11 protein-coding genes are annotated in these 18,561 nt (G+C 68.5%); 7 read left to right on the forward strand and 4 right to left on the reverse strand.

Annotated elements, in window-relative coordinates:
* Positions 1 to 28 precede the first annotated feature (28 nt).
* The gene (gene trpD, locus KOR34_RS18875) at positions 29 to 1,054 is read right to left on the reverse strand and encodes an anthranilate phosphoribosyltransferase (protein WP_146567064.1); all 1,026 of its coding nucleotides are present in this window, start codon (positions 1,052 to 1,054) and stop codon (positions 29 to 31) included.
* A gap of 140 nt (positions 1,055 to 1,194) precedes the next feature.
* Between trpD and KOR34_RS18880 the strand changes: the two genes are divergently transcribed.
* The 4 genes from KOR34_RS18880 to KOR34_RS18895 all read left to right on the forward strand — a co-directional run bounded on the left by KOR34_RS18880 (position 1,195) and on the right by KOR34_RS18895 (position 5,529).
* Positions 1,195 to 2,124: a nucleoside hydrolase gene (locus tag KOR34_RS18880; RefSeq protein WP_146567066.1), complete on the forward strand. Its 930-nt coding sequence runs from the start codon at positions 1,195 to 1,197 to the stop codon at positions 2,122 to 2,124.
* Positions 2,125 to 2,183: 59 nt separating this feature from the next.
* Positions 2,184 to 2,732 (forward strand): zinc ribbon domain-containing protein, encoded by a 549-nt coding sequence (locus KOR34_RS18885; RefSeq protein WP_146567068.1) that lies wholly within the window; start codon positions 2,184 to 2,186, stop codon positions 2,730 to 2,732.
* Between the two features lie 36 nt (positions 2,733 to 2,768).
* Positions 2,769 to 3,128 (forward strand): translation initiation factor, encoded by a 360-nt coding sequence (locus KOR34_RS18890; RefSeq protein WP_146567070.1) that lies wholly within the window; start codon positions 2,769 to 2,771, stop codon positions 3,126 to 3,128.
* A 223-nt stretch (positions 3,129 to 3,351) separates the two neighbouring features.
* Positions 3,352 to 5,529, forward strand: coding sequence for a cation:dicarboxylate symporter family transporter (locus KOR34_RS18895; RefSeq protein WP_146567072.1), 2,178 nt, complete (start codon positions 3,352 to 3,354; stop codon positions 5,527 to 5,529).
* 33 nt (positions 5,530 to 5,562) lie between these two features.
* On the opposite strand, the gene KOR34_RS18900 is transcribed toward KOR34_RS18895, so the two are convergent.
* The 3 genes from KOR34_RS18900 to metH form a co-directional block, all read right to left on the reverse strand.
* Entirely contained in the window at positions 5,563 to 9,219 is a 3,657-nt protein-coding gene (locus KOR34_RS18900) for an NPCBM/NEW2 domain-containing protein (protein WP_146567074.1), read from the reverse strand.
* A gap of 387 nt (positions 9,220 to 9,606) precedes the next feature.
* The gene (locus KOR34_RS18905; RefSeq protein ID WP_146567076.1) at positions 9,607 to 11,814 is read right to left on the reverse strand and encodes a pectate lyase family protein; all 2,208 of its coding nucleotides are present in this window, start codon (positions 11,812 to 11,814) and stop codon (positions 9,607 to 9,609) included.
* Between the two features lie 312 nt (positions 11,815 to 12,126).
* Positions 12,127 to 15,855 (reverse strand): methionine synthase, encoded by a 3,729-nt coding sequence (metH, locus tag KOR34_RS18910; RefSeq protein WP_146567077.1) that lies wholly within the window; start codon positions 15,853 to 15,855, stop codon positions 12,127 to 12,129.
* Positions 15,856 to 16,034: 179 nt separating this feature from the next.
* Here metH and KOR34_RS18915 point away from each other — a divergent pair, with 179 nt between their 5' ends.
* The 3 genes from KOR34_RS18915 to KOR34_RS18925 all read left to right on the forward strand — a co-directional run bounded on the left by KOR34_RS18915 (position 16,035) and on the right by KOR34_RS18925 (position 18,522).
* Positions 16,035 to 16,514 (forward strand): hypothetical protein, encoded by a 480-nt coding sequence (locus tag KOR34_RS18915; RefSeq protein WP_146567079.1) that lies wholly within the window; start codon positions 16,035 to 16,037, stop codon positions 16,512 to 16,514.
* A gap of 4 nt (positions 16,515 to 16,518) precedes the next feature.
* Positions 16,519 to 17,745, forward strand: coding sequence for a lactate racemase domain-containing protein (locus tag KOR34_RS18920; protein WP_146567081.1), 1,227 nt, complete (start codon positions 16,519 to 16,521; stop codon positions 17,743 to 17,745).
* Positions 17,746 to 17,856: 111 nt separating this feature from the next.
* The gene (locus KOR34_RS18925) at positions 17,857 to 18,522 is read left to right on the forward strand and encodes a DM13 domain-containing protein (protein WP_146567083.1); all 666 of its coding nucleotides are present in this window, start codon (positions 17,857 to 17,859) and stop codon (positions 18,520 to 18,522) included.
* Positions 18,523 to 18,561: the final 39 nt, after the last annotated feature.

Genomic DNA, 18,561 nt, shown 5'->3' on the forward strand with positions numbered 1-18,561 from the left:
GCAACGCAGCGGAAAGTCCGCGATCGCCCTAGCCGCGGTGCGAGAGCTCGCCCAGCTTGGCGAGCAGCTCCTTCGCCGCGCCCGAGTCGATCGCCTCGGCCGCCCGCTGGGCGGCCTCCTGTGGGGCCGCGGACTTGCCGGCCACCATCAATGCGGCGGCGGCGTTCAGCACGACGATGCCCCGCGCGGCGCCGGGCCGCCCGTCCAGCACGCCACGGATCCGCTCGGCGCTCTCCGCCGGGGTCGCGATCAGCAGCTCCTCAAGCGGGCCGTTCGGCACGCCGAAGTCGGCCGGCGACCAGGTGAACTCCTCGAGCCCGTCGGGCGTGACGCGGGTGACGTCGGTCGTGTCGGTGACGCTGACATCGCCCAGGCCGTCCCGGCCGGCCACGACCAGCGTCTGCTTCGTGCCGAGCTTCTGGATGGCGCCGGCCAGCAGCGGCCGCAGGTGCGGCAGGCCGGCGCCCAGCAGCTGGTGCTCGGCGCCCGCCGGGTTGGCCAGCGGGCCCAGCACGTTGAAGATGGTGCGGATGCCCAGCTTCTTGCGGACCGCGCCCACGTGCTTCATGGCCGGGTGCATCAGCGGGGCGAAGCAGAAGCAGATGCCCAGCTCGTCCAGGCAGCGCTCGACCTGGTCGACCGAGGCCTCGATGTTGACGCCCAGCTCGGCCAGCACGTCGGCCGACCCGCTGCGGCTGGTGATGCTGCGGTTGCCGTGCTTGGCGACCGGCGCGCCGGCCGCGGCGGCCACGATCGCCGCGGTGGTGCTGACGTTGAACGTCTGCGACCCGCCGCCGCCGGTTCCGCAGGTGTCCACCAACCCGGTACGCGAGGTCTGGATGGGCCGCATGTGGCGGCGCATCGCCGCAGCGGCGCCGGCCACCTCGTCGACGGTCTCGCCCTTGTTCGCTAGCGCGGTCAGCAGCAGGCCGATCTGCTCCTCGCTGCAGCCGCCCTGCATGATGTGGTCGATGGCGTCGGCCATCTGCTGCATGGTGAGGTCGCCCCCGGCGGAGACCGTTCCCAGCGTGTCGAGGAAGTCAGCAGAGGGCATGGCGAGCGGCCGCGACGAGTTTCTGGATTGCCTGACGCCGGGCTTTCCACCATAAAGAGGGTAGCGGCGCCAGCGGATGTTGGTTGCAGCGCCCCCGATCGTACCGCTCCGGCACGCGTCTCCCAACCCCTCTCGCATCCATGCCGCGCAAAGTCATCCTTGACATGGACCCCGGCGTCGACGACGCGATCGCGCTGTGCGTCGCGTTGGCCGAACCCCAGATCGAGCTGCTGGCGGTCACCGCCACGGGGGGCAATGTCGCCCCCAAGCAGGCGACGCGCAACGTGCAGACCATCATCGAGCAGGTCGACCCGCCCCGCTGGCCGCGCATCGGCGCCGCGTCCGCGGACCAGCTCCTGCGGACCGACGCCCGCCACCTGATGGGCGTGGACGGGCTCTGCGGGGTCGACTTCCCGGTCGCCGAGCTGCACAACCGGCACCCCAGCATCAAGGTGCTGTCGGACGAGATCCGCGGCGCAGCGGGCGAGGTGACGGTGGTCGCCACCGGGCCGCTGAGCAACATCGCCACGCTGCTCAAGGCCGAGCCCGACCTGGCCACCGAGATCGGGCACCTGATCATCCTCGGCGGCACGCACTCCGGGCCGGGCAACATCACGCCGGCCGCCGAGTTCAACATCTACTGCGACGCCGAGTCCGCGCGGCAGGTCTTCCAGTCGCCGGTCACCAAAACACTGATCCCGGTAGACGTGAGCAGCGAGGTGATGCTGGAGCTGGACGTGCTGGAGCGGCTGAAGCAGAGCGAGTCGCGCACCGCGCGGTTCCTCGCCAAGATCCTGCCAAACGCGTTCCGCATGCAGCGTCAGGTGCTCGGCCTCGAGGCGCTGGCCGTGCACGACGTGGTGGCGGTCACGGCCGCGGTGCGGCCGGACCTGTTCACCACCGAGCCGCTCCACGGCGACGTCGAGACCGCCGGCGAGCTGACCCACGGCGCCACGGTGTTCGACCGACGCAACGTCACCAGCGCCCGCCCCAACATGGACGTTGCGGTCGAGCTGCAGGTCGATGGCGTGCTGCAGTACATCCTGGGTAGACTAAAAGCGGCCCCCTGACGACGGAGCGCGACCAGGCGGGCCGTCGCGCAGTCCACCGCACCCCAGGGCACACGCTCATGCCGATCCGCTTCCAGTGCAGCCAGTGCGGCGCCGGCTTCAAGGCGGGCGACGCGCAGGGCGGCCTCGAGCTGCCCTGTCCCAAGTGCGGCGCCAACATCCAGGTGCCGCCGCCCGGCGCGCCGATGCCCGAGGCGCGGCTCGCCCCGCTCGACGACCCCCTCGACGAGACCCAGTCTTCCGGGTTCGGCGACACCCAGGTTAACCCGTTTGTCCGCGCCGCGCAGCCGGCGGCCGAGCCCGACGCCGAAGAGGCCCCGCCGGACCTCTCGGCGCCCCCTCCCCCGCCGCCGCCCGCGGCGACGCGTTCCAACGCGTTCGAGTCGCCGCGTGCGCCGATCGAGCGTCCCCGCGACGTCACCCTCGGCGGCGACGTGCGGGTAGTCGACATCAAGGTGCCGTTCTGGTCGATCGCGCGGCTGCTGTTCCAGATCTGGCTGATCCTGCTGGTGCTGAGCTTCGCCGCCTGGGCGCTGATGGCGGCCGTGCTGGCGGTGGTCGCGTTGGTGTTCGGCGGCGGGGCGTTCCGTATCGATGGAGGACCGTAGTCGGTCGCCGCCCTCTGAACCAACCTGCTGCCCACTATGCCCGGACTCTTTGACGGAACGCCGCTCGAGCGGCCGGTGCTGTGCGACCGCTGCGGCCGCGAGCAGAGCCATTGTGACTGCCCGCCCGAGCCCGCGGGGGCGGCGCCGGTAGTTCCGCCCGGCGAGCAGGACCTCCGGGTCCGCCGCGAGCGGCGACGCGGAAAGTGGTCAACCGTGGTCAGCGGCCTGAGGGCGGATCCACCGCAGCTGAAGGAGTTGCTGAGCGGGCTGCGCACCCACCTGGGCGCGGGCGGTGGCGTCAGCGACGGCGAGCTGGTGCTGCAGGGCGACCACCGCGATGCGGTCATCGAGCGGCTGCGCTCGCTGGGCTACCGCGTGAAGGCGTCCGGCGGCTGAGCCGGCCCGGCGTTGCTAGCGTCCGCCCGACCAGATTGCCCGTGTCCGGCCGCTGCTGACAAACCCGCGTCGATACGCGACAATCGGGTCTTCCCACCCTTGCGGCCTGCCCCCGCCGCCACGCTTGATGCTCGACATCGAAGACTTGTGGCCAACGCCGGCTGAGCCGCCAGCGACACCTCCCCTTTTTGATTCAGGCGCGCCATGAACCTCCCTCTGCGAAATGCCCCGACTCAAGAAGATTGTTCGTCTGAACCTCTCCGCCAAGATCGTGGTCGGCCTGGTGGCCGGCGTGCTGTGTGGGCTGTTCTTCGGTGAGGGCTGCGCCTGGTTGGGTCTGATCGGGCGGGTCTACATCGGCCTGCTGCAGATGGCGATCCTGCCGTACATGGTGGCGTCGCTGATCGGCGGCATCGGCTCGCTCGACGCGGCGAAGGCGAAGCGTCTGGCGGTGACGGCCGGCGTGGTGCTGCTGGCGTCCTGGCTGCTGGCGCTATTTTTTGTGTTCCTCACGCCGCTGGCGTTCCCGGGGATCGAGGCCGGGACCTTCTTCAGCCCCAGCCTGACCAACGTCAAGGAGTTCGACTTCGTCGGGCTGTACATCCCGGTCAACCCATTCCGCGCGATGGCACAAACAGTGGTGCCCGCGGTGGCGGTGTTCAGCGTCGTGACCGGGGTGGCGTTGATCTCGGTCGAGCGCGACCGCAAACGCGGCCTGCTGGACATGCTGGACGTGCTGACCACCACGCTGACCAAGGTCGCGGTGATGGTGATCCGGCTGGCGCCATACGGCCTGTTCGCCATCGCCGCCAGCGCCGCCGGCACGATGACCGTGCAGGAGTTCGGGCGGCTGCAGGTGTTCATGGGCAGCTTCGTGCTGATGACGCTGGTGCTGACGTTCGTCGTGATGCCGGCCATCGTGACTGTGCTGACCCCGCTGCGGTACGGCGAGGTGCTGCGGGCGGCGCGGGCGGCTCTGATTACCGGCTTCGCGACCGGCAACCTGTTCGTCGTGCTGCCGCTGCTGGTCGAGCAGGGCAAGCTGCTGTTCCAGGAGCGCGGGATGCGGACCGCCGACACCGACAACTTCATCGAGGTGCTGATCCCGATCTCGTTCAACTTCCCCAACCTAGGCAAGCTGCTGACGCTGTCGTTTGTGCTGTTCGCCGGCTGGTACACCGGCAACGACGTCGCGGCCTCGGACTACCCGATGTTCTCGGTGATGGGCATCCTCTCGCTGTTCGGCGGCGTGGACCTGGCGTTGCCGTTCCTGCTCGACCAGATGCGGATCCCGTCAGACATGTACCAGCTGTACGTCGTGACCGGCGTGGTGAACGGCTGGTTCGCCACGCTGCTGGCGGTGATGAACCTGTTCACGTTCACGCTGATCGCCACCTGCGCCGCCACCGGAAACCTGCGGTTCAGCCTGCGGCGGGGCATGGTCTCGCTCGCGGCCGTGTGCGGCGTGCTGCTGGTCACGGTGCCGCTGGCGCGGCTCGGCTTCGGCAGGCTGATCGGCGACGCCGACCTGGCCCAGCAGACGCTCACTAACATGCGGATCTCCTCTGGCGTTACCGCTGCGGTGCTGAGCGAACGCCCACAGACGTCCGAGGACACTGCCCCGGCCGGCCCGACCCCGCCGCGGCTAGCGCGGGTGCTCGAAACGGGCGTGATCCGCGTCGGGCACCACCCCAACATGGCGCCGTTCTCGTTCTTCAATCAGGACGAGCAGCTCGTCGGGCTCGACGTGGCGTTGATGCACGCGTTGGCCGAAGAGCTGGGCGTCGGCTTGGAGTTTGTGCCCTGGGCGTACGGCACCCGCAGCCAGCAGCTGCAGCAGGGCGAGATCGACGTGGCGATCGGCGGGCTGCTGCTCAATGCCAAGCGGCTCGCGACCGGCTCGTTCACGCTTCCCTACATGACCGCCACCGCCTCGGTGGTGGTGGAGGATCACCGGCGGGACGAGTTCGAGACCTGGGAAGGCATCGCCAACGCCCAGCCAGCTCGCTTGGCGATCCTCGGCCGGCGGGTCGCCGAGAGCGTGCGTGGCAGGCTGCCGGGCGCCGAGCTCACGGTGGTCGAGTCGCCGCGCGATTTCTTCGAGGACCAGGATGGCGCGTTCGACGGCATCGTGATGAGCGCCGAGGGGGGCTACGCCCACACGATCCTGTACCCAAGATTCGACGTCGCGATCCCCACGCCCCAGGTGCGGGGCCAGCTCGCCTGGGCCATCCCCCGGGGCGACGCCGAGTGGGGCGAGTTCCTCAACAGCTGGATCCGCCTCAAGCAGGCCGACGGCACCATCCAGCAGCTCTACGACAAGTGGATCCTCGGCAAGGGCGCCCGCGAGACCGGCCCCCGCTGGTGCATCGCCCGGGACGTGCTGCACTGGGTCGACTGACCTGCGCAGCAGACCCGCCAAGGGTCGATTGAGCTATTTGTACCGCCACGCCGACAACGGCCTGCCAACGCCGCTCACCGGGCGAAGCTGCAGGCCGCTGGCATCGGTTTCGTCCTGCGAGAGTTCGCCGTAAGCCGCGTCGAGGCTGGCGGCCCGGTCGAGACCCTCGCCGGCCGATTCGCTCTGACGCTGTGGTCGGTCGAACTCAAGAAACGGGTCGAACCGACTGACGGCTGGCTGTAGTTCTGGCAAGGTTGAGCCGTTATCGTCGCGCGACGCCGCGGGCTGGGCGGGGTCCGTCAGAGCCAGCAGGACCGGGCTCGGCTCGACGGCCGCTTCAACACTTCCCTGAGTTGGGGCGGAGGGGATCGAGGCGCCCAGATTGTCGCGCCACACGGTGTAGTCCGCCGCGTCGACCCTGCCGTCGCCGTTGCCGTCGGCGGCGAGACTGGTGGTCGAACCGTACGACGCCCGCCACACTTGATGGTCCGCCGGGTCGACCACGCCGTCGCGGCTGTAGTCGCCCGCTATCGGGTTCAGCACCGCGGCAAGGCTCAGCGGCGCGTTGCCTTCGGCGATCCAGCGGGCGTCCAGAAGGTCCCAGTCCGCGTTGTCGGTGTCGCCGTCGAAGTCGAGGTCGCCCTGCCCGACTCGCTGTTCCAGACTCAGCGCGGATCCATCAAGCCCCCAGCCCGCCGCAAAGGCGAGCACGTCGTCCAGGTTTAGATGGCCGTCGAGGTCGACGTCCGCGGCGGCGAACGGCAGCAGCTGCCCGCCCCCCTCCACCGCCTTGATCTCCAGGTAGTTGATGCGGGTCGCCTTGTCGGGCGCGGGCCCGCTGTCCAGGGTCAGCCGGCCGTCGGCCACGGTGACAACCTGCGACTGGAAGAGGAACTCGTTGGCGGCGAGTGGCTGCTGCGTCCAGTAGTTGACGCCCTCCACGTTGAGCGTGTGGTCGCTTGGGAACCCGGCGTCGCCGATCGACGCGGTCACCAGGTAGTCGCCGTTGGGGAGCTCGATCTCCCAGTCCTGGCCGTCGTGGAAGTGGAGCAGCGTATCCAGCCGCTGGTCGGCGTTGACGTCGCGATCGCGGCTCACGTCGGTGTGGTCGGACTGCCAGCCGTAGGACCACCCGTTGCCGCGGTCGGCGTAGACTTCGCCGGCGTCCGCCAGGTAACCCACCGGGGTCGGGACGCCGTCCAGCTGGAAGTTGACGCTCACCACCGGCGTGGCGGCGACGCTGAAGAACCGCGCGTCGGCCCAGTCGGCGTGGTCCGACCCGTTGCCGTTGCCGCCGTCCTCGACGATGAGCGTCAGACGCGTCACGCCGCTCACGTCCAGGTCGACCGTCTGGGTTTCCGACTGGTTGGTCATCAAGCCGCTGGTGAACACCTGCTGGCCGTCGGCCAGCACGCTGAACACGACGCTCCCGTTGGGGGCGTTTTCGTCGTCGACGCCGATGTCGGAAACAAACCGCTGGAAGGCGCCGTTCAGGTCGTAGGCCACCTCGGAGTAGGCGTGCACCCCCAGCCCCTTCGCGTAGACCTGCCCGTTGAGCGTTATCGGGTTGCCGTCCCCGCCAACGTCCTCGCCGTTGCTGGTGTCCAGCTCGATGGGCCCCCAGCCGTTGCTCGGCGTTTCGGCCAGCGGCAGGTCGCTGGCGTAGACCGGCTCGCCAAACTCGTAGGTCCGGTAGAGCGCGACGTAGGCGGTGTCGTCCTCCGGCGTCGCGATGACGCGCTGCCGCTCGGCCTCGCCGTCGAGCCACTGGTCGAAGTAGACCAGCCCCTCGCCCGTGGTGGCGAACGCCGGGGCGCCGAGCGTGCGGTTGACGTTGACCACGCCAGGAATGTTGATGGGCGTCACCTTGGGCTGGCCGTCGACCTCGATGGACACCCCGTCGACGTTCGCGGTGGGCGTGAACTCGCTGACCACCGGGTACACGTCGCGCGAGGTCTCGGTGGTCAGGCCCGCCGAGTCGGTCGCGGTAAGGTGGATCCGGAACCACACGTTGGCGGCGGTCTCGCTGTTGACGGGCACGGTGAACTGGGCGCCGGTCAGCCCCGAGGTTGGCGGCAGGAACGGGTGCAGGTGATCGTCGTGGTGGAAGTCGACCTGCCACGTCAGCTGGGCGGGCGGCAGCTCGCCGTCCTGCGCGTCGGCCGCCGAGCCCGAGAAGGTGATCACATCGCCCGCCCGGTAGACAGCGCCTTCCAGCGGTAGCTCGATCATCGGCACCGGCGGCGTGTCGGTGGTGACCTCTAGCAGCGCGGCGTCGCTGGTAGCCGTTCCGAACTCGTTAGTCACGACCACGCGGAACAACGCGCCGCTGTCCTCCAGCGCAACAGACGCGAGCGCCAGCTCGGCGCCGGTCGCGCCCGGGATATCGGCGAAGCCCTCGCCCGAGTCGCGTTGCCACTGGTAGGAGAGCGGGGTCGATCCGGCTGCACTCGCCGTGAACGCGGCGCTGTAGCCCACCGACCGGAGCAGGTCCGCCGGCTGCTGCACGATCTGCGGCGGGATCGACGCCGCGTACTGCACCTTGAGCACCTGGCCGGTCCCGATGCCGGGCGCGCCGCCCGCCCCGGCGCCGCGGGCGATGTAGTACATCGAACCATCCGCCGCGAACTCGATATTCATCGGGAACGCCGCGCTGGTCAGGAAGGTCTGGTTGTCGGCCGGGTTGTCCGGGTCGATCACCTTGATCGCGCCGGCCCCGAACTGAGAGTAGAAGTACTTGCCCTGGTACTCCACGGGGAACTGGTCGATCTGCGGGCTGTAGAACGCGCCGCCGGTGATGGCCACGTCCTCTGCGTGGCTGTACGCGTGGAATGGCTGGTCGAACTGCGGGAAGGCGCCCGGGTCGAAACCGCCCTCGGTGGTCGGCCAGCCGAAATTGGCGCCCGGCAGCGTGGCGTCGTTGATCTCTTCCCACGCGCCCTGACCGACGTCGTTGATGAAGTACCGACCGGTGGCGGGGTCGACGTCGCCGCTGAAAGGGTTCCGCAGCCCGGAGGACCAGACGTAGTCTCGCCAGCCGATTCCGTCGGCCGCGTTGTAGTAGGGGTTGTCCCCCGCGGGCGTGCCGTCGGGGTTGACGCGCAGCACCTTGCCGAGCGGCTCGTCGAGGTCCTGCACCTGACTGTTGTTGAGGTGGTCGCCCACCTGCACCGCGATCGTCCCGTCCTGCAGGAAGTGGATCGCCCCGCCCATGTGCCAGATGGGGTCCTGGTTCTGGGGGAACGTCGAGAAGAACGGCAGGTCGAGCAGCACCACCTCGCTGCCCGGGACGATGGTGTTCTCGGTGAGCGGATCGACCGTCAGGCGGCTCAGCCGGTTGTGGCTCTCGGGCGAGGCGGCCGTGTAGTAGACGTACAGGTAGTGGTTGGACTCGAAGTTGGGGTCGAGCTCGATCCCCTGCAGGCCACGCTCGCCGGAGCCGTCGGCGTCGAGCTGAAAGGCGGGGGTCGGCAGCAGCTGGTCGTTCTCGATCACCTCGATCCGCCCGTCCTGGTACGCCAGCCAGATCCGCCCGTCGGCCTCGATGTCCATCGTGATCGGGCTGGTCAGCCCGGTGGCGACGGCGGTCTCCGTGAACCCGTCGGGCACAACCGCCAGCAGCTTGCGGTCTTCCAGGAACTCAAACCGAAGAGCGCGGCGGCGGGCGCCGAAGCGAGCGGGGTTGCGCATCGCGACTACCAAGTGGGTGCGGGGCGAGTGGGTTGCGAAGAGTCAGCAAACCGCGCCAGCGGCGCTAGCCCGGCGACAACGACTGCCGCGCGACGTTAATCCGCGCGGGCTGCGGTTCCGGGAAGCGAACAGCGCGTCGCGGCTTCGACAGCGCGCGTAGGGGATGAGCCTCGGTCCCCTCACGGGAGCCGCCGACACTTCGATGCAGCGTCCCAAGGAAGCTGCGTAAGGATCACCGGGATTAGAACACCAGCCGTCGTCGCCGATCAATAGAAGCGGCGCGTGCCATGTATTAAGAATTGGTGAAGCCCCGGCGGGCTCGGCGATCCGCACTCCCCGCGCCAACCGCAAGTCGGTCGTGAGGACGTGCCTACTCGGTAGTGTCCTCTACGGCGCAAGCGTATTGCCGGCCGCCAGCCAGTTGAGGTAGCGCTCGAGGTTGGTGTAGCCATCGCCATCGGAGTCGACCGCGCCGTCGGCCGGGTCGTTGGGGTCCAGGCCGTGCTTGGCCTCCCAAGCGCCGGGCATGCCGTCGGCGTCGGCGTCCCAGTCCGCGGCGCGGTGGGTCTCCGGGTAGTCCTCCCAGCCGCCGACGTCTTCCTGGCTGTCGGGGATGCCCGGCTTGCCCAGGCGGCCGGTGTAGGTGAAGGTCCCCTCGCGCGTCTCGCGGATGACGCGATTGTCGTGGTCGTCGAGCATCGGCACGTTGCAGCCGACGTCGGCCAGCACGTTCTCGTAGGCCTCCTCGGCGGTGTGCGTCTGCACGTAAGAAGGGAAGAACGGCTCCGGCACCGTGACCGGCGCGTCCTGCTCGCCGCGGGGGTCAACACCCTTGAACGGCGGCAGCGGCCCCTCCGGCCCCGACACGCCCTCCATCACGTTCCCCTCGACGTAGTACTGTTGCGGGCCGAAGGCGGGGTGCTCGAACTGCGGGTTGAGGTAGGTGAAGATCTCCGTGGCCGGCCCCGGCTTGTAGTAGTTGCCCACGAAGTTCACCTGGGCGCCGCCGCCGTCGGTGGTGCGGCGGCCAAAGTTGTAGACCACCATATTGCGGATATCGAGCCTGCCCGCGTGCCGGTTCGCCTGGTTCAGCCCGCTGGCGATCGACCAGTTGCGTCCCCAGTTGTGGGCCAGCAGGTTGTGGTGGAAGCTGCCGACGTCGCCGCTGATGGAGCCCGCGTAGCCGTGCCCGGTCGGGTTGAGCGCCTCGGAGATCAGCGTCCGCTGCAGCGTGATGTTCTTGGCCTGCCGCGAGCTGAACGCCTCGTCGATGGTCCACGAGATCGAGCAGTGGTCCACGATGCAGTGGTCGCTGGCGGCCAGCCCCATGCCGTCGCGGCCGCCGTGCTTGTCGCCCATCCGCATCCGTACGAACCGCACGATGGTGTCGTTCCCGCCGCTGCCGCCAAACGTCTGGCCGCGCAGGCAGACCCCCTTGCCGGGCGCCGTCTGGCCCGCCACGGTGAGGAACTCGTTCTCGTCGCTGAAAGTGAGACGCGACTCGAGCGTGATTAGGCCCGACACGTCAAACACCACGGTGCGAGGGCCGGTCGCCTCGACCGCTGCGCGGAGCGACCCGGGGCCCGTGTCGTTCAGGTTCGTGACGTGCAGCACGCGGCCGCCGCGGCCGCCGATCGCAAACCGGCCCCAGCCTTCGGCGGTGGGGAACGCCAGGTGGCGGACGCGGAACACCCACGGCGTGCCCGTGGTCACCTGGCCGTCGGAGTCAATCGAGTCGACCCGCCACGCGTAGTGGACCAGCGAATCGTTCCGCTTGATCGGCGCGGTGCAAGCATCGCCGGTGGTGTGGGCCAGGTAGGACTCCGAGTCGGTGTCAGCGCCGTCGAGCGCCGCGATCGCCTCGGCGGCGCTGGCGCCCTTGGTCAAGTAGACGTGGTGCTCCACGGCCGAGTCCGCCGGCCGCCACGAGAGCCGCACCACGCCGTTGTCGCCGACGGCGTGGCGTTCCAGGTGCGCCGGCGTCGGGACTCGGGCCGACCTGGTCGGGTCGGGCGCGTCCAGCTCGAAACCGTTCAGCAGCGCGCGGTCGCCCTCGGTCGCCGTGACGCGGATCACCACGGGGCTGCCCGCGGCGGCCTCGAACCGAATGAACGACGCCGCGAGTTCGTCGTCGTGCGTGGCCTTGGTCGTGGGCACGACCCGCGACTCCGCCCCCTGCCCCGCCACCGACACGCGGAACTCGCCCGGCTCACCGCTGGGCGCGTGGTGGTAGCCGGCAAACGTGTGACTGCCCGCGGACAGGCCCTCGATCTTCACTTCCAAGACCGCCGGCTCGCCGCCGCCCAGCACCCGGGCGCCGTCCGCGCCGAGGGTCAAGCCGTCGACTACCAGGCTCTTGGCGCCGACCAAGTCAACGCCCTGACCCGCGGCCGGCGCCGCCAGCGTGACCCTGATATCGCCAAACGCCCGGCTCAGCTCGTCGCTGGTTGGGCGCCAGTTCTCGCACCCCGTGCTCCGCATGTCCGAGCGGTTCTGGCTGTTGATGTCGACCCGCAGGGGCTCGGCAAGACACAGGCTCGACACCAACAGCGAAACGACCGCCGTCAAGGCGGCCACACGGGTTAGGAAAGACATGCGTTGTCGCCTGGGGGAGACTTCGGTAGGGAACTCGTTCTTCGGCCCTACCCTAGGAGCTTGATCCCCCCGGTTCAACGATTTGTCCTAATCCGAGGGCGCATCGCGGTGTGACGCCGTGGAACGGCAACCGCCCTCGCTGCAAAACGCGGCATAGGCAAGCGATCGCGTGCAACACCCGACGCCGCAGCAGGCGTCCGGGCCGAGTCGTTGCACTGTGCAATGACTAGGAGCCAGTAGGGGGCATGCAATGCACCAACTCAACAGCGCGGCGTTCAGGTGCATTGCACGCACCCTACACGTCTGGTCCGCTTACACCTCGTACCCCAGATTCGGGCTCAGCCACCGCTCGACCTCCGCGACCGACATGCCCTTCCGCCGGGCGTAGTCTTCCACCTGGTCCTTGGTCACGCGGTCGACGGCGAAGTAGCGGGCCTCCGGGTGCGCGAAGTACAGACCGCTGACGCTGGCCGCGGGGTGCATGGCGTAGTGCTCGGTAAGCGTGATGCCGGTGGCGGCCTCCGCGTCGAGCAGATCGAACAGCGTGCGTTTCTCGGTGTGGTCCGGCTGCGCGGGGTAGCCGGGCGCGGGGCGGATGCCGCGGTACCGCTCGGCAATCAGGTCCTCGTTGCTGAGGCCCTCCTGCTCGCCGTAGCCCCAGTCGGCCCGCGCCTGGGCGTGCAGGCACTCGGCGAACGCCTCGGCCAGGCGGTCGGCCAGCGCCTTGGCCATGATGCTGTTGTAGTCGTCGTGGTCCTGGTTGAAGCGGGCGGCCAGCTCGTCGCAGCCCAGGCCGGCGGTCACCGCGAACGCGCCGATGTGGTCCAGCCGGCCGGAGTCGACCGGCGCGATGTAGTCCGCCAGCGCCCGGAAGTCCTTCTGCCCCTTGCGTTCCCACTGCTGCCGCAGCGTGTGGAAGCGGCAGCGCTCGCCGGCGCCGTCCTGGTCGGTGAACACGACGATGTCGTCGCCGATGGAGTTGGCCGGGAAGAACCCGTACACGCCCTTAGCCGTGAACAGCTTCTCGCTGATGACCTGGTCCAGCAGCCGCTGGGCGTCGTCGAACAGCTTGCGGGCCTCGACGCCCAGGTTGGGGTCGTCGAAGATCTTGGGGTACTTGCCCTTCATCTCCCAGGTCATGAAGAACGGCGACCAGTCGATGTACTCGCGGAGCTTCTCCAGCGGGAAGTCCTCCAGCCGCTTCACGCCCACGAACGACGGCTCCGGGATGTCGACCTCCGACCAGTCGGTGCCGAAGCGGTGCTCCACCGCGTGCTGGTAGGACACCAGGTTGGCGGTCGATCGCTTCTTGTAGCTGGCCTGCAGGTCGGCCTGCAGCCGGCGGTTCTCCTCCTCGAACGCGGCGCGGTTGTCCTTGTTGAGCAGCTTCTCCACCACGCCGACGCTGCGCGACGCGTCCAGCACGTGCGTCACGCTGCCGGAGTAGTGCGGCGCAATCTTCACGGCCGTGTGCTTGGCGCTGGTCGTGGCGCCGCCGATCAGCAGCGGCGTGTTGAGTTCGAGCCGCTCCATCTCCTTGGCGAAGTGCACCATCTCGTCCAGGCTGGGCGTGATCAGGCCCGACAGGCCGATGATGTCCACGCCCTCCTTGGCGGCCTCCTCCAGGATCTCCTCCGCCGGGCACATCACGCCGAGGTCGACAACATCAAAACTGTTGCAGCCCAGCACCACCCCGACGATGTTCTTGCCGATGTCGTGCACGTCGCCCTTGACGGTGGCCATCAGCACCTTGCCGCGGGACGTGCCGGCCGTGCCGGCGGCCTCCTTCTCGGCCTCCATGAACGGGAACAGGTAGGCCACGGCCTTCTTCATCACGCGGGCGCTCTTGACCACCTGCGGCAGAAACATCTTGCCGGCGCCGAACAGGTCGCCGACGGTGCTCATGCCGTCCATCAGCGGGCCCTCGATGATGTCCAGGCACTTCGGGTACTTCTGCCGGGCCTCCTCGGTGTCTTCTTCGATGTGCTTGACGATGCCCTTGACCAGCGCGTGCTGCAGCCGCTCTTCGACCGTGGCTTCACGCCAGGCGTCGTCCTGCACGGCCTGCTTGCCGCCCTGCCCCTTGAACTGCTCGGCGAAGTCGATGAGCTTCTCGGTCGCCTCTGGGTTGCGGTTGAGGATCACGTCCTCCACCAGCTCCTTCAGCTCCGGGTCGATCTCGTCGTACACGACCAGCTGGCCGGCGTTGACGATGCCCATGTCCAGACCGGCTTGAATAGCGTGGTACAGAAACACGCTGTGCATCGCCTCGCGGACGTGGTCGTTTCCGCGGAAGCTGAACGAGATGTTCGACACGCCGCCGCTGACCCGCGCGCCGGGGCACTCCTGCTTGATGCGGCGGGTCGCCTCGATGAAGTTCACCGCGTACGGGTTGTGCTCCTCGATGCCGGTCGCCACGGTGAGGATGTTGGGGTCGAAGATGATGTCCTCGGCCGGGAAGCCGGCGCCGCCCTCCGCTACGGGCCGGGTCAGCAACTCGTACGCCCGCTTACAGATGCGCACCTTCTCGTCGGCCTCGGCGGCCTGGCCCTCCTCGTCGAAGGCCATCACCACCGCGGCGGCCCCGTACTGGCGGCACAGGCCCGCGCGGCGGAGGAACTCCTCCTCGCCGTCCTTCAGGCTGATGGAGTTCACGATCGCCTTGCCCTGCACCACCTGCAGGCCGGCCTCCAGCACGCTCCACTTGCTGCTGTCGATCATCACGGGGACCTTGGCGATGTCGCTCTCGCCGGCGATCAGCCGGAGGAAGCGCTGTATCTCGGCCTCGCTGTCCAGGAGGCCCTCGTCCATGTTGACGTCGATCACATTGGCGCCGTTCTCGACCTGCTGGCGGGCGACCTCGATCGCCTCCTCGTAGTTCTCGGTCTTGATCAGCCGCGCGAACTTCTTGCTGCCGGTGACGTTGGTGCGCTCGCCGATCATCAGGAAGTTGCTCTCGGGGCGCAGCTCCATCGGCTGCGTGCCGGCCAGGCGGAGCCGCGGCGCGACCGTGGTGCGGTTGTGCGGCCTGAGCTTCGAGACGCGCTCGGCGATCGCGGCGATGTGGTCCGGCCCGGTGCCGCAGCAGCCGCCCACGATGTTCACCCAGCCCTCCTCGGCGAAGTCGCCCACCATCTTGGCCATGGCGGCCGGGCCGAGGTCGAACTGGCCCATCTCGTTGGGCAGGCCGGCGTTGGGGTGGCAGCTGATCGGCGCGGTAGCCACCCGCTGCAGCTCCTCCAGGTGCGGCCGCATGATGTCCGGGCCGAGCGCGCAGTTCATCCCGACCGAGAACGCCGGGAAGTGCGCGATGGAGTTCCAGAACGCCTCGACCGACTGGCCCGAGACGAACGTGCCGCCGCCCTTGTCGAAGGTGCCGCTGATCATCACCGGCACCCGCGCGCCCGAGTCGCGGAAGTAGTTGTCCATCGCGAACAGGCACGCCTTGAGGTTGAGCGTGTCGATGACGGTCTCGGCCAGCAGGATGTCGACGCCGGCCTCGACCATGGCGGCGACCTGCACGTAGTAGCTGTCGACCATCTCGCCAAACGTCACGTCGCGCCAGGCGGGGTCGTCCACCTTGGTGCTGATGGCCATCTGCTTGGAGGTCGGGCCGATCGACCCGGCCACGAACCGCGGCTTAGCCGGGTTCTTGTCGGTGAACTCGCCGCAGATCTGCTTGGCGATCTGGATGGCGGCCGTGTTGATCTCGCGGCAGAGCCCCTCGGCCTGGTCGCCAAACTCGAAGTCGGCCATGCCGATCGGGCTGGCGCCGAAGGTGTTGGTCTCGACGATGTCGGACCCCGCCGCCAGGTACCGCCGGTGGATCTCCTCGACCGCGTCCGGCCGGGTCAGGCACATCAGGTCGCCGAAGTTCTTCAGCTCCTTGTGGTGATCGGCAAACCGCTCGCCCCGCACCTGCTCCTCGGTGATGCCCAGGGCCTGGGTCTGGGTGCCGGTGGCGCCGTCCAGGAGGAGGATCCGCTCGGCGAGCAGGGTCTCGAGTTCGGCGGTGCGGTCGGGCGTGGCGGTCTGGGTCATCGGTCGGGCTCGCGCGATCGTGAGTCTCGGCTGCGCGGGAGGGCGACAGACACCCGCCCGGGCGGTTGGTACTATGGAAAGCAAGCAGATAAGTCTACCCCGTGGGACTCGTTTTCTATAGTCCCGGCGGCGAGCAGATACCGTCCACTCCCGCTGCAGACCCAGGTCCGATAGTACACATGGCAGCTGAAGGTGGCCGACCACCGAGCGAGGCGACAGGATGTCTGGCGAAAGGGATTCTGCTCGTGTCGTGGGTCGCTTTCTTGGTCAGCCTCGCGATGCCTGTCTACGGCAGCCACGGACCTGCACTCGAAAGCAGATGGAACCTGCCGATGTTCTGGTGTGTCGTCATCGCCTGGCCGCTGTGGGTCAACAACCTGATCGTGCTTATTAGCCCGTTGATTGCGGCAGGAACCTCATCTCCTACCAACAAGTCTGCGGCCCCCAACTTTGTCACAGGAGTCTTGTTCTTGGGAGTGATCGGCGGTGCAGTCTTTCCTATTCTCACCGGCGGCTATGAGTCTTACGGCGCGGGCTACTACACGTGGCTGGCGAGCCACGCCGGAGTAGCGTCCGCCTTCTTCGTGTTCGCCGACAGGCAGAGTATCGCTGCCACACAAGAGTCCATAACTCGGGAACCATCTAGTTCAACAAATTGACGCCATGAAGCTCTACAAGGTTCATCAACAGCTCGCCTCCTGCCCGCTGGCCGACCCGGCCGCCGAGGTCCACCAGCAGCTCGACGCGATGCTGGCCGCCGGGCACGCCGTGCCGCAGGGCGAGGTGGCCATCACGGCCGGCAGCCGCGGCATCGACAACATCGCCGCTATCACCCGGGCGGCGGGCGAGTGGCTCCGCGCCCACGGCGCCAGCCCGTTCATTGTGCCGGCGATGGGCTCGCACAACGGCGCCACCGCCGAGGGGCAGCAGGCGATGGTGGAGTCGCTCGGCATGACCGAGCAGGCGATGGGCATGCCGATCCGCTCCAGCATGGAGTGCGTGAAGGTGAGCGAGGTGAGCACCGGCGACGTCTGGATGGACCGCCACTGCTACGAGTCGGACGGCGTGCTGGTGCTCAACCGCGTCAAGCTGCACACCTGCTTCAGCGGCCCGGTGCAGAGCGGGCTGACCAAGATGATGGTGATCGGCATGGGCAAGATCAAATCGGCCCAGACGTTCCACACCGCGCACTCGTTCGACATGAAGCACATGCTGCTGGAGATGGGCCAGAAGCTGGTCGATAGCGGCAAGATCTGGGCCGGCCTGGCGCTGTTGGAGGACGGCTTCGACCGGACGGCCGAGATCCACGCCGTGCCGGGCGATGAGATCCTCGCCACCGAGCCAAAGCTGCTGGAGAAGCACCGCACGTACTTCCCGAGCCTGCCGGTCGACGACATCGGCGTGCTGATCGTCGACGAGATCGGCAAGACCTACAGCGGCACCGGCATGGACACCAACGTGATCGGCTACCGCGGCGTCCGCGGCGGCGAGGACCTGGACCGGCCAAGGATCAAGATCATCGCCGCGCTCGGGCTGGTCGAGGCGTCCAAGGGCAACGCCATCGGCGTGGGCCTGGCGGACTTCATCACCCGCCGCCTGCGGGACGCGATCGACGAGAGCAAGACCTTCATCAACGTCTACACCACCGGCGACATGGAGCGGGCCAAGATCCCCGCCACCCTGGCCGACGAAGAAGAGCTCGTCACGAAGATCCGCGACCGCTACGGCGACGCCGGCTGGATGTTCATCCCGAACTCGCTGCACCTGGGCACGATCTACGTCACCGAGGACCTGGTCGACGCGGTCCGGGCGAACCCCATCTGCACCGTCGACCCCGAGCCGGTCGACCTCACCTTCGCCGGCGGCCGCCACCAACTGGCCTGGGGGTGACCCCTCGTCCCCTCCCCCTCGTGGGGAAGGGAATCAACCGCCCTGCGCCGTCGGTTCACGGCTCTGCTACAATGGGCCGTAGTGCTACCCACTCGCACCGACGGGGCGACCATGCAACGCCGCAACCTTTTGCTCACACTTGTCGGCTCCTCCTGCGCCGCTCTGCTGCTGGCGCCGGCCGCCCAGGGGCAGCCCGGACCTGGCTGGCTGGCCAACCTGAGCACCGTGGCGCACGACGTGTCGGGCACCGTGCTGGTGGTGGACGAGGACACCCTGCAGGTCAACCACTTCACGTACGACGGCGGCGGCATCAGCGTCTACCTCTACCTGGGCGCCGCGGACACGACCGCCGACTTTACGGCCGGGCTGGAGATCGGCCCGCAGCTGCTCGGCTCGGAGTTCGACGGCACGCAGCCGCCGCTGGTGATCGACCTGCCCGCGGGCCAGACGATCGACGGCTGGAACGCGATCTCCGTGTGGTGCGACGCCGTCGGGGTCAGCTTCGGCTCCGGGGCGTTCCACCCGCCGGTCGGCGAGATCCCAGGCGACTTCAACACCGATGGCGTTGTCGACGCGGCCGACTACACCGTGTGGCGGGACAACGAGTCCGGCGGCTACGACGCCGCGGATTACCTCGTGTGGCGAGAGAGCTACGGCACGATCTCCACCGATCGGGATTCGCCTAGGTCGACCACCGCACCCGAACCAGGGGCGGTCCTAATGCTGGCTGTGGCGGTTGTCTTGCCGACGGTGGGCCGGCGGCCGTCCAGGCGATGATCGCACGGTTCACGCGGCGAACAGGCGGCAGTGGGTTCG

Source organism: Posidoniimonas corsicana (assembly GCF_007859765.1).
GTDB lineage: Bacteria > Planctomycetota > Planctomycetia > Pirellulales > Lacipirellulaceae > Posidoniimonas > Posidoniimonas corsicana.